The sequence below is a fragment of the Micromonospora sp. NPDC048839 genome (assembly GCF_040649915.1).
GTDB lineage: Bacteria > Actinomycetota > Actinomycetes > Mycobacteriales > Micromonosporaceae > Micromonospora.
Window position 1 is genome coordinate 203176 of record NZ_JBEZGL010000007.1, and the last position, 12612, is coordinate 215787.

5 protein-coding genes and 1 pseudogene are annotated in these 12612 nt (G+C 71.3%); 2 read left to right on the forward strand and 4 right to left on the reverse strand.

Translation table 11 applies throughout. From position 1 onward, the window contains the following. Entirely contained in the window at positions 1-705 is a 705-nt protein-coding gene (locus tag AB0C25_RS16180; protein ID WP_357373760.1) for a class F sortase, read from the forward strand. A 75-nt stretch (positions 706-780) separates the two neighbouring features. On the opposite strand, the gene AB0C25_RS16185 is transcribed toward AB0C25_RS16180, so the two are convergent. Continuing rightward, positions 781-5862 carry an NAD-glutamate dehydrogenase gene (locus AB0C25_RS16185; RefSeq protein WP_357373762.1) on the reverse strand — a complete coding sequence of 1694 codons (5082 nt, stop codon included), beginning with the start codon at positions 5860-5862 and terminating at the stop codon, positions 781-783. 289 nt (positions 5863-6151) lie between these two features. Between AB0C25_RS16185 and AB0C25_RS16190 the strand changes: the two genes are divergently transcribed. Then, positions 6152-8116 (forward strand): penicillin-binding transpeptidase domain-containing protein, encoded by a 1965-nt coding sequence (locus AB0C25_RS16190; protein WP_357373764.1) that lies wholly within the window; start codon positions 6152-6154, stop codon positions 8114-8116. Between the two features lie 664 nt (positions 8117-8780). Here the strand turns inward: AB0C25_RS16190 and AB0C25_RS16195 are convergent. The 3 genes and pseudogenes from AB0C25_RS16195 to AB0C25_RS16205 form a co-directional block, all read right to left on the reverse strand. After that, positions 8781-9749, reverse strand: a pseudogene (locus AB0C25_RS16195) (arginase family protein); the annotation flags it as partial. 66 nt (positions 9750-9815) lie between these two features. Next, entirely contained in the window at positions 9816-10739 is a 924-nt protein-coding gene (locus AB0C25_RS16200; RefSeq protein ID WP_357246255.1) for a tetratricopeptide repeat protein, read from the reverse strand. A 154-nt stretch (positions 10740-10893) separates the two neighbouring features. Further along, on the reverse strand, positions 10894-12582 hold the full coding sequence (locus tag AB0C25_RS16205; RefSeq protein WP_357373766.1) for a methylmalonyl-CoA mutase family protein: 1689 nt from the start codon (positions 12580-12582) through the stop codon (positions 10894-10896). Positions 12583-12612: the final 30 nt, after the last annotated feature.

The following is a 12612-nucleotide window of genomic DNA, read 5'->3' on the forward strand; positions in this document are numbered from 1 at the left end:
GTGACGACGACACGGGCCGGCGGCCGTCACGGGAGACCGTGGCGTGCCGCCGGCGCGGCCGTCGTCGTCACCATGGCCATGCTCGGTGCTGGCATGATCGGCTTCGCCCTGAAGACCACGCCCCCGACCCGACCGCCGCAGCCGCTGGCCCAGGCCGGTCCCGAGGTGAGCGGGCCGGCCGACACCGCCACCGCCGTCCCGCCGGTCGACGGGCAGCCGGTCGGCCAGGGGGGTGTGCCGGCCGGGTTGGCGCGCTCCGCGCCGACCAGCATCGAGATCCCCCGGATCGGCGTCAACGCGGCGATCCTGTCCCTCGGCACCAACCCCGACGGCACCGTCCAGGTCCCCCCGTTGGAGCAGGCCGACCAGGCTGGCTGGTACGAGCCGGGAGCGAGCCCCGGCGAGACCGGTAACGCGGTCATCGTCGGGCACGTGGACTCGGCGAAGCTCGGCCCGGCCGTCTTCTTCGAACTGGGCTCCCTCGTGCCGGGTGACACCATCACGGTGCGGCGGGCGGACGGCCAGCCGGCCGCGTTCCAGGTCGACTCGGTGAAGTCGTACCCGAAGACGGCCTTCCCCACCGAGTTGGTGTACGGACCCAGCGACCGGCCCGGTCTGCGGGTGGTCACCTGCGGTGGTCAGTTCGACGAGGCCGCCAAGAGCTACCCGGACAACATCGTCGTCTTCGCCACCCTGGTGGCCTGATCAGGGGGACGAAACGAAACGCGGTCCGGCCGGTCGGGTCACCCCGACCGGCCGGACCGCGTCCGGCGTAGCGACTCAGGCGGCCGCGGAGGTCCGCACCAGGGTGCGGATCTGGCGCAGCAGCACCGACAGGGCGGCGAGATCCGCCCGCGACTCGTCGAACTCCCCCATCGCCCGCCGGGCGCGGTGGATCGAGGTCGCGTTCGACTGCTCCCACTGCTGCACCCGCTCGTGCGGCGGCAGGTCCTCCGGGGTGGAGTCGAACACCTCCGCGGTGAGCGCGGCAAGCGCGGCGTACAGGTCGTAGCGCAGCGCCATCCGAGCCAACGTCTGCCAGCGGTCCTCGCGAGGCAGCAGGGAGATCTTCGACAGCAGCGAGTCCACCCGGAACAGGTCGGACAGCACGAAGTAGACCGAGGCCACCTCGCTGACGTCCCGCCCGCTGGCGTTCGCCGTCTCCACCACGTCCATCAGACCGAAGCTGTACATCAGCCGGGTCGCGCGTTCCGCCAGCTCGCGGGGCAGCCCGCGCTCGGTCATCGAGTCCATGTGCGCGGCGATGCCCTGGCGCTCGTTGCCGTAGAACAGCTCCTCCAGCCCCGGCAGCAGCCGGGTGACCCCGTCGCGTAGCCGGGCGATCTCGGCCGGCACGTCGATCGGCGAGCGCCGGTTGGACACCAGCCACCGCACGGCCCGGTCGAGCAGCCGACGGGTGTCCAGGTAGACACTCGTCTGCAACTCCGGCGCGACCTTGTTGTCCAGCGCCTCGACCGCGTCCCACAGGTCGCGGAGGCCGAACACCTCGCTGACCACCACGTAGGCCCGGATCACGTCCGCCGCGCTGGCCGCCGTCTCCTCGACCACCCGGAAGATGAACGAGATGCCACCCCGGTTGATCGCCTCGTTGACCAGCACGGTCGTGACGATGTCGCGGCGCAGTCGGTGCCGGCCCATCCGGTCGGCGAAGCGCTCACGCATCGGCGTCGGGAAGTAGTTGACCAGGACCCCGGTCGTCCACTCCTCGTCCGCCAGACCCTCGGTGAGGATCTCCCGCTCCAAGACGATCTTCACGTACGCGAGCAGCACCGCGAACTCCGGCGCGGTCAGCCCGGACTCGCTGCGTACCGCCAACTCCTCATCCGGCGGCAGCGCCTCCAGCGCCCGGTCCAATCCACCCGACCGCTCCAACTCGTTGATCATCCGACGGTGCACCGGCAGCAGCGAGGCGGCCTGCGCCTGGGCGTTGTTGATCGCCCGTGCCTGGTCGTAGTTGTCCCGCAGCACCAGCTCCGCGACCTCGTCGGTCATCCCGGCCAGCAGCTCGTCGCGCTCGGCCGTGGTCAACTCGCCGTCGGCCACCGCCGTGTTCAGCAGGATCTTGATGTTCACCTCGTGGTCGGAGGTGTCCACGCCGGCCGCGTTGTCGATGAAGTCGGAGAAGATCCGGCCGCCGGTCAACGCGTACTCGATCCGGCCGAGCTGGGTCCAGCCCAGGTTGCCGCCCTCGCCCGCGACCCGGCACCGCAGGTTGCGCCCGTCCACCCGGATCGCGTCGTTGGACTTGTCGCCCACCTCGGCGTTGGTCTGGGTGGACGCCTTGACGTAGGTGCCGATGCCGCCGTTCCAGAACAGGTCCACCGGAGCGGTGACGATCGCCTTCATCAGCTCCTGCGGCGACAGGTGCGTGACGTCGTCGTCCAGGCCGATCGCCGCCCGGACCTGCGGCGTGATCGGGATGGACTTCGCGGTACGCGGGAAGATGCCGCCGCCGGCCGAGATCAGCTCCGGGTTGTAGTCCTCCCACGAGGACCGGGGCAGGTCGAACAGCCGCCGCCGCTCCGCGTACGAGGTGGCCGCGTCCGGCTCCGGGTCCAGGAAGATGTGCCGGTGGTCGAAGGCGGCCACCAACCGGATGTGCTCGGACAGCAGCATCCCGTTGCCGAACACGTCGCCGGACATGTCACCGACGCCCACCACCGTGAAGTCCTGGGTCTGGGTGTCCAGGCCCAACTCCCGGAAGTGCCGCTTCACCGACTCCCAGGCGCCCCGGGCGGTGATGCCCATCTTCTTGTGGTCGTAGCCGGCGGAGCCGCCGGAGGCGAAGGCGTCGCCCAGCCAGAAGTTGTGTGCCGTGGAGATCTCGTTGGCGATGTCGGAGAACGTCGCGGTGCCCTTGTCCGCCGCGACCACCAGGTACGGGTCGTCGTCGTCGTGCCGGACCACGTCCTCGGGCGGCACGATCTGCCCGCTGACGATGTTGTCGGTGACGTCGAGCATCGCGCCGACGAACTCCTGGTAGCAGGCGACCGCCTCGTCCCGGTCACCCGGCTTCTGCTTCAGCACGAAGCCGCCCTTGGCGCCCACCGGCACGATCACGGTGTTCTTCACCATCTGCGCCTTGACCAGGCCGAGCACCTCGGTCCGGAAGTCCTCCCGCCGGTCGGACCAGCGCAACCCGCCCCGGGCCACCGGCCCGAACCGCAGGTGCACGCCCTCGAAGCGCGGCGAGTAGACGAAGATCTCGAACTTCGGTCGGGGCGCGGGCAGGTCCGGGATGGCCTGCGGGTCGAGCTTGAACGCCACGTACGCCTTCGGTCGCCCGTCGGCGCGCTTCTGGTAGAAGCTGGTCCGCAGGGTCGCCTCGATCAACGTCAGGTACGACCGCAGGATCCGGTCCTGGTCCAGGCTGGCCACGTCGTCCAGCCCGGCCCGGATCGTCTCCACCAACTCGCCGCTGCGCTGCTGCCGCTGCTCGGTGGTCTGCTCGCCCGGCGCGAACCGGGTCTCGAACAGCTCCACCAGCAACGCGGCGAGCTTCGGGTACGCGATGAACGTCTGCTCCATGTAGTCCTGGGAGAAGACCGTGCCGGCCTGCCGCAGGTACTTCGCGTACGCCCGCAGCACCACCACCTGCCGCCAGGTGAGCCCACCGCGCAGCACCAGCTCGTTGAACCGGTCCACCTCGGCCTCACCGCGCCAGGCCGCCGCGAAGGCATTCTCCACGTGCGGGCGCACCTCGGACAGCTCGTGGTGCCCCTCGGGCAGCATCAGGCCGAAGTCGTACAGGTAGACCCGCCCGTCGATCCGATCCACCTCGTACGGGTGCTCGTCGACCACCCGCACACCGAGGGAGTGCAGCACCGGAAGCACGGCGGAGAGCATCATCGGTTCGCCGTACCGGTAGACCTTGAACCGGACGTCCATCGCCTCGGCCAGGTCCGCGCCGGGTACCCGGGTGCCGGGACGGGGTGCGAGCTGCTTGCGGAACAGGTGCATCTCCAGCTGGCCGGGCTCCTCCAGCAGCTCCAGCTTCGCCAGGTCCTTCATCGCCTCGTACGGCGTGTGCCCGTCCTTGTAGCCCTCGGGGAACGCGTCGGCGTACCTGGTGAACAGGTGCTTGGCCTGCTCGTCGCCGAGCTTGCGCTCCAACACCAGCCGGTAGTCGTCGTCCCAGAGCCGGGTCGCGTCGGCCAACTCCTCGGCCAACAGGTCGGCGTCGATGTCGCCGGGTGGCCGGGTCGGGTCGGTACGCACGATGAAGTGCACCCGGGCCAGCATCGACTCGGTGACACGGGTGGTGTAGTCCACCCCGACACCGTTGAGCTCCCGCAGCAGGATGTCCTGCATGCGCAGCCGGTTCTGCGTGGTGAACCGGTCCCGGGGCAGGTAGATCAGGCAGGAGATGAACCGCCCGTACGCGTCCCGGCGCAGGAAGACCCGCAGCTGCCGACGACCGGCCATCCGCAGCACGCCGATCACCGCGTGGTAGAGGTCGTCGGTCTTGATCTGGAACAACTCGTCGCGGGGGTAGGTCTCCAGGATCTGGATCAGATCCTTACCCGAGTGGCTGCGCCGGCTCAGGCCGGAACGGTCCAGCACCTCGGCCACCTTGCGGCGCACCACCGGCAACTCCCGGACGCTGGTCCGGTACGCGGCGGTGGAGAACAGGCCGAGGAAGCGCCGCTCGCCGATCACCTCGCCGGCCTCGTTGAAGATCTTGAAGCCGATGTAGTCCAGGTACGCCGAGCGGTGCACGGTGGCCCGCGAGTTGGCCTTGGTGATGATGAGCAGGCGCTTCTCCAGCACCTTGTCGTGCGCCTCCGGCGTCATCGACGCCAGCGGCCGGGCCTCCGGCGCGTCGGAGCGCAGGATGCCCAGACCCGTGCCGAGCACCGCCTCCAGCGCCTTGCCGTCGACCTCGTCGCCGGCATCGCCGCTCGCGACGTCGACCAGCCGGTACTCCCGGTAGCCGAGGAAGGTGAAGTGGTCGTGGGCCAGCCACCGCAGCAGCTCCACCGAGTCGGTGATGTCCTTCTCCGGCACCGGCGGCCGGTTCTCGGCGGTACGCGCGGAGGCCAACTCGTCGGCGAGCGCGAGGGAACGCTGACGCATCTTCGGCCAGTCCTCCACCGCCTCCCGCACGTCGGTGAGCACCCGCTGCAGCTCGCGGCGCAGCCGGTCCCGCTCGGCCGCGTCCCGGACCGGGTCGATCTCGATCCGCATCCAGCTCTCGATGATGTCGCCGGCGATCGCGTCGTCCGGCTCCACGTCCGCGGAGACCTCGGTGAGGCGGCCCAACGGCTCCCGCCGCACCACCACCAGCGGGTGCACCAGCAGATGCACGTCCAGGTGGTACGAGTTGAGCAGCGCGGTCACCGAGTCGACCAGGAACGGCATGTCGTCGGTGACGATCTCGACGACCGTGTGGTGCTGGTCGGCGTGCGGCTCGTGGATCCGCAGCTTCAACTCGCCCGGCACCCGCTGTTGGGCGAGGTCCCGGTGCGCCCGGGCCGCGTCGAGCATCTCTTCCGCCGTGAAGCCGACCAGCTCCTCGTCCGGTGCGAACCGCCAGAAACGGCCGACGAGTGTCGCCGCGTCGTGGTCGTCCCCCGCGAGCGCGACAGCCTGAGCCACCAGGCGCTCCGCGTTGGGAACGGGTTCGTCGAGCTCGGCGTCCTCCACGTCGTCGGCCAACGCCTCGGTGGGCAGGCCCAGATCGTAGATGGTGTCGATGCTCGACCCGGTCAGCCCCGTGACTCCCGTGTCGAGCCGGCCGTAGCCGTCCCCGTCGGTCGCCGAATCGAAGCTGTCGTCGTCCCGGCCGGAGTCATCCTGCCGGAGGTCGGGTTCCGGTTTGATCGCCGGACGCCGGTCCATCGGTGCCACTCCCCTCGACCCACCGCGTTGTGGGTCACTCTGCCGCTCAGCCTAGGCCCTGCCGTTGTGCGCCTTCGTCGGCGGACCACTGGCCAGACGTCCGGATCGGGACTTTGTCCTTTCACCCGTTGCGGGTCCGAGGTTGGCCGGCTGCGGGATACCCCGCCACGCGATGTTCATCACACCGGCCCGGCCCGTCTTTGAGCGCGCCCGCCACCGTGGGGGACGTTGGGGACGGCGTCGGCGTACTACCGTGCGAAGGCGCTCCGAGATCGGAAGGACCAGCTTCATGCCCTCGTCGTACCCCCGGCCCCTCCGGCCGAACCCCGTCCGCCGTGTGGCCGCCGCCCTCACCGCGGCGCTGCTCATGGCCGGCGTTCTGGCTGGCTGCTCGGCTGACGACGGGCCGGAGGGCAGTCTCGACGCCTTCCTCGCCGGTTGGCGCAGCGGCGATCTCCAGGCGGTCGGTCTGATCGACCCGACCGGCAGCAAGCTGCCGTCGACCGAGGTGAGTCGCCAGATCAAGGAGCTCTCCGGTGAGCTGGCGGCGACCCCGCCCACGCTGACGCGTCGCGGCGAGCCCAAGGTGAAGGCGGACATCGCCACCACAACCGTCCAGGTGGAGTGGAAGCTGCCCGGTCAGACCCCCTGGACGTACGACCGGGAGGTGCGTCTCGCCAAGGGCGGCGACGACCAGTGGCAGGTGATCTGGGAGCCGAAGGTGATGCACGAGCAGCTCACCGAGGGTGACCGGTTGGCGTTGCGCCGCGACGCCAGCACCCGCGCCGGGGTGCTGGACGCCGCCGGGCAGCCGATCGTGACCCCCCGGCCGGTGGTGCGGGTCGGCGTGCAGCCCGACGGGGTCACCGACCTCAAAAAGCTCGTCAAGGACCTCGACGCGGCGTTCAAGGCCATCCGCCCGGCACTGGTCCCCGGCGTCGACCTGGCCGACCTGCCCGACCGGGTGACCAAGGCCGAGCCGGGTGCCTTCGTCGAGGTGGTGTCGCTCCGTGAGGAGGCGTACCGGCAGATCAAGCCCCGGATCTACGACCTGCCCGGCACCAAGTTCGTCTCCGACAAGATCGACCTGGCGCCCACCCGCGAGTTCGCCCGTGCGCTGCTCGGCTCGGTCGACCCGGCGCAGGCCGACGACCTCGCCGCACACCCCGACCGGTACGTCGTCGGCGACCTGGTCGGGCACGGCGGGCTGCAGGGCCGCTACGACGAGCGACTACGCGGTGGCCCCGGGCTGACCGTGGTGGTCGAGCGTCCCGCCGAGGGCGGCAAACTGGAACCGACCGGCACCGAGTTGTTCCGCCGGGAGCCGCAGCCCGGTCAGGCGCTGAAGACCACGCTTGACGTCGCCGTCCAGAACGCGGCCGACGGGGCTCTGCGCGCCGAGCCGCGGCGGTCCTCGATGGTGGCGCTCCGGATCAGCGACGGTGCGGTGCTCGCCGCCGCGAACGGCCCTGGCCCGGCCGGGGAGAATCTGGCCTTCGACGCTCAGGTGCCTCCGGGCTCCACGTTCAAGATGGTCAGCACGCTCGGCCTACTGGACCGGGGCGCGGTCACTCTGGACGGGCCGGTGGCCTGCCCGAAGACCTTCACCGTGGACGGTCGCTCCTTCAAGAACTCCGACAACTTCGAACTCGGCTCGGTGCCGTTCCGCACCGACTTCGCCAAGTCCTGCAACACGGCATTCGCCTCGCTCGCGCCGAAGCTCGGCGGTGACGGGCTGGCCGCCGCCGGCCGCTCGTTGGGCCTGGAAGGTCAGTGGGACCTCGGCACCGACGGCTTCACCGGCAAGGTGTCCACGGGCGGCAGCCCGGCCGAGCAGGCCGCGGCATCGTTCGGGCAGGGCACCACGCTGGTCAGCCCGCTGGCCATGGCCGGTGCCACCGCGGCGGTCGCCCGAGGCCGCTTCGAGCAGCCGAAACTGCTCATCGACCCGGCGCCGGCCAAGCCGGCCCCGCCGGGCGAGCAACTCAAGCCGGAATCGGTCGCGGCACTGCGCGCGATGATGCGCGAGGTGGTCACCACGGGCACCGGCAGCGCGCTGAAGGACGTGCCGGGCGAGGTCTACGGCAAGACGGGCACCGCCGAGTACGACGACAACCCGGCCCACACCCACGCCTGGTTCGTCGGTTGGCGGGGCGACGTGGCGTTCGCCGTCTTCGTGGAGAAGGGTGGCGCCAGCACGGCATCGGCCGTCCCGATCGCCGAGCGCTTCCTCCGCGCCCTCCCCGCGTCCTGACACCGAGGCCGCTCAGGCGCGCCCAGCCCCGACCCACGCCCAGGCGGCAACCCCGCACACCGCTCAGGCGTTGATCGACTCGGTTTTGCTGAAACCGCGCTATCCGAGCCCCTCGGACGCCGCGACATCATGAAAGCCGAGTCGATCATGACCCGGCGGGGCGGCGTTCGGGTCAGGCGGTGTCGGCTTTGCGGTGGTCCGGGGCATTCTCGGCCGGTGGGGAGGGCCGGCGAAGCAGACCCGGGCCGGCCGACGCGGGTGGGCCGACCGGCTCCCGCTCGGTCGTAGCCGGGAGGTGGGCCGCGCCCTCGGCGGAGTCACCACCGAATCGACCGGAAGCAGCCCCCGCACCATCGGGGCGCTCGATGCCGGCCCGATCATCGGCGACGGCGACCGGGTCGGCGGACCCCGCCTCCGGGAGCGGCGCGGCATCGACGGCCGGAGACCACGAGGGGGCATCGTCGAAGGACGCCGCGCCGCCGATCACACCAGCCACCCCACCAACCCGCGAGGCGCGATCCAACCCACCGACCTGCTCGGCGCGGTCCACCCCATCAACCCGCTCCGCGCGATCCACCCCACCAACCCGCTCCGCGCGATCCAACCCACCTGCACCGTCGGCGTGGCCGGGTCGCTCGGTGGGCGCCGGGGTCCGGCCGTTACCGCGCCGGGGGCCGGGGGTCGGCCGGGACGACAGCAGCCGGGGCGGGACCGCTTCCGGGGCAGTGACCGGGGCCAGGCCGGCGACGACGGTGTTGACGATCTCGGCCGCGTACGAGCCGTCGGGGTCGTAGTCGGGGTCGAACACGGTCAACTCCACGCCGAGGCAGTGCGGGGTGTCGACCAGGCCGGCGAGCAGGATCTCCAGCTCGGCGAAGGCGATCCCACCGGGATCGGGGGCATCGACGGCGGGCATCACCGCGGGGTCGAGCACGTCCACGTCGATGTGCACCCAGTAGCCCGCGCAGTCGGCGAGTTGCTCATGCGCCCACTGCGCGGTCCGGGCCGCGCCCTCGGCGCGCAGCGCCGGCACCGGCCGGGTGGTGATCCCGGCGGCCTGCAGGTCGAGCCGGTACTCGTCCTGGGCTCGGATGCCGAGCACCACCACGTCGATGTCGCGGAAGTAGGGGCGGCGACCCTCGATCGCGGCCAGGTCGGCCTGGCCGCGCCCGGTGACGAGGGCCAGGTCCTCCCCGGCGGCCGCCCCGACGTAGGAGGCGTTGCCCGGGTGCCGGAAGTCGGAGTGGCCGTCGACGAAGACCAGCCCGATCCGCCCGCCGACGGCCTCACCGAGGCGGTGCATGGCCAGCGCCGAGCCGAGCAGCACGGAGCAGTCGCCGCCCAGCACCACCGGGAACTCACCCCGGTCGATGATCGAGCCGATCCGCTCGGCGAGGGCCAGCGAGTAGTCGGCGATCTCCCGGGCGTGGCACACCCCGTCGCCGGGCCGCCAGTCGCCCGGGTCGTACCGGGCCGGGGTGACGCAGCCGGCGTCGCGGGCGCGGAGCCGGGCCAGCAGTTCGTGGTCGCGCAGTGCGCCGGGCGCCTTGGCGCACCCGGGGACCGACGTGGACGTCGGCGGCCGCAGACCGAGATTTGTCGGCGCGTCGAGGACGGCGATCCGGCGCATCATGAGCTCCCGTCCTCGTTGGTCGGGCGGGCCGGCCGGAACGCCGGCCCGCGCTGGCGTGCTACGAACTCAGAACAGGGCGCTGGCCAACGCCCGGCGCGCCGAGGCGACGGCCGGATCGTCCGGGCCGGCGATGGAGAAGAGCGAGACCAGGTGCTGGCGGGCGGTCTCCCGGTCTTCTCCGGCGGTGCGCCGGACCAGACCGACGAGCCGGGCGTACGCCTGCTCGGCCAGACCGCTGAGCACCTCGATGTCGGCGGCCAGCAGCTGCGCGGCCACGTCGTCGGGGGCGCTCTCGGCGGCGGCCAGCGCGGCGGCCGGGTCCGCGCCGGCGACCCGGCGGGCCACCCCGACCTGGGCCAGCCCCGCGGTGGCCGCGGCGTCCGCCGGGGCGTCGGCCAGAATCTTCCGGTACGCCTGCTCGGCGGCGTCCAGGTCGCCGCTCATCAGCGCGTCGTCGGCCTCGTCGAGGCGGGGGTCCTCCGGCTCGGCGACCGTCACGCCGCCAGCCTTGAGTACGGCCTGGATCCACTGCCGCAACTGGGCCTCGGGCACCACCCCGGAGAAGGCGTCGACCGGCTGGCCGCCGACGACCGCGTAGACCATGGGGATGCCCTGGACTCGGAACATCTGGGCGATTCGCGGATTTTCCTGCACGTCGACCCGTGCCAGCACCCAGGTGCCGCCACCCTCGGCGTTCAACTGCTCCAGGACCGGGGCGAACTCGTCGCTCTCCGGGAAGCCGGCCGCGCCGAAGAACACGACGACGGGCACGGCCATCGACCGTTCGAGCACCTCGGACTGGATTGTCGCCTCGGTGACGTCGACGATGGCGGTGCTCCCGCCGGCGGTGGGCGCGCCGGGGGTGCCGTTGGACGGGCCGCCCTGTGGGGGCGTGCCAGGGCGGGTACTTGCTGGTGCGGGGCCACGCAGCGTGCTGAGGTCGACCGCGCCGCGGGTGAAGATCGACGAGGTGATCCGTGGGTCGCTCATGGTTACCTAGTCTCGCACGTGAGCCCCCGATCTCAGGTCACCCACAACCCCGACGTTGCAACTCTCACGCCCCACCCCCACCCCCGGCGATCGGGCATTTCTGCCGCCAGGAAGCGGGCGGCGGGTGCGTGATCGACGGGGGTGGCGGTATGGGTCAGAAGCGGGCTGGTTCGCGGTGGGTGCCCCACTCGGCGCGGAGGGCGTCGCAGATCTCACCGAGGGTCGCTTCGGCCCGGACGGCGTCGAGCATCGCGGGGATCATGTTCTCGTCGGTGCGGCTGGCGTCGACCATCCGGGCCACCGCCGTACGGACCGCCGACTCGTCCCGCGCGCCCTTGCGCTCGGCCAGCACCCGGCGCTGCTCCAGCTCCACCTCGTGCGAGATGCGCAGGATCTCCAGCTCCTTGGCGACCGTACCGGTGTGGCAGTTGACCCCGACGATCTTCTTGTCGCCCTTCTCCAGAGCCTGCTGGTAGACAAAGGCCGACTCGGCGATGTGCCCGGTGAACCAGCCGTCCTCGATGCCGCGCAGGATGCCCGAGGTCATCGGGCCGATCTGGTGCGGCCCCTCCCCGCCGAGCTGCCGGATCCGGGCGAAGATCTCCTCCGCCTCGGCCTCGATCTTGTCGGTCAGCGCCTCGACGTACCAGGATCCGCCGAGCGGGTCGGCCACGTTGACCACGCCGATCTCCTCCATCAGCACCTGCTGGGTACGCAGGGCGATCTCGGCGGACTCGTCGGTGGGCAGCGCCAGGGTCTCGTCGAGCGCGTTGGTGTGCAGCGAGTTCGTGCCGCCCAGCACCGCCGCGAGCGCCTCGACGGCGGTGCGTACGACGTTGTTGACCGGCTGCTGCGCGGTCAGCGACACCCCGGCGGTCTGCGTGTGGAAACGCAGCCACAGGGCCTTCTCGCTTGTCGCACCGTAGACGTCGCGCAGCCAGCGGGCCCAGATCCGGCGGGCGGCGCGGAACTTGGCGATCTCCTCGAAGAAGTCGAGGTGCGAGTCGAAGAAGAAGCTCAGACCCGGCGCGAACACGTTCACGTCCAGGCCGCGCGAGAGGCCCAGCTCGACGTACCCGAAACCGTCGGCCAGGGTGTACGCCAACTCCTGCGCGGCGGTCGAGCCGGCCTCGCGGATGTGGTAGCCGGAGACCGACAGCGGCTTGTAGCGCGGAATCTCGGCGGCGCAGTATTCCATCAGGTCGCCGATCAGGCGCAGGTGCGGCTCCGGGTCGAAGAGCCACTCCTTCTGCGCGATGTACTCCTTGAAGATGTCGGTCTGCAGCGTGCCGTCCAGCTTGGACAGGTCGGCGCCCTGCCGCTCGGCGGCGACCAGGTACATGCAGAACACCGGCACGGCCGGACCGGAGATCGTCATCGAGGTGGTGACGTCGGCCAGGTCGATGCCGTCGAAGAGCGCCTGCATGTCGGTGGCGGTGTCGATGGCGACGCCGCAGTGGCCGACCTCGCCGAGCGCCTGCGGGTCGTCCGAGTCGCGGCCCATCAGGGTCGGCATGTCGAACGCGACCGAGAGGCCGCCACCGCCGGCGCCGAGGATCATCTTGTAACGCTCGTTCGTCTGCTGGGCGTTGCCGAAGCCGGCGAACTGCCGGATCGTCCAGGTCCGCCCGCGGTAGCCGGTCGGATAGAGACCCCGGGTGTACGGGTATTCGCCCGGCCAGCCGATCCGCTCGAAGCCCGGGTACGCGCTGCCCTCGGGCGGCCCGTAGACCGGTTCGACCGGCATCCCGGAGAGCGTGGTGAAGTCAGCGTCGCGCTTGCGTGCGGCGTCGTAGCGGGCCTGCCAACGCGCCCGTCCGGCGTCGATCTCGTCGGCGTCCATGAGCAGGGCTCCTCCTCGGGTCCTCGACTG

What these genes read in the sequence shown, in the direction of transcription:
- AB0C25_RS16185 (WP_357373762.1), bottom strand. Translation starts at nt 5,862, where the DNA reads ATGGACCGGCGTCCGGCGATCAAACCGGAACCCGACCTCCGGCAGGAT.
- AB0C25_RS16205 (WP_357373766.1), bottom strand. Translation starts at nt 12,582, where the DNA reads ATGGACGCCGACGAGATCGACGCCGGACGGGCGCGTTGGCAGGCCCGC.
- AB0C25_RS16190 (WP_357373764.1), top strand. Translation starts at nt 6,152, where the DNA reads ATGCCCTCGTCGTACCCCCGGCCCCTCCGGCCGAACCCCGTCCGCCGT.
- AB0C25_RS16200 (WP_357246255.1), bottom strand. Translation starts at nt 10,739, where the DNA reads ATGAGCGACCCACGGATCACCTCGTCGATCTTCACCCGCGGCGCGGTC.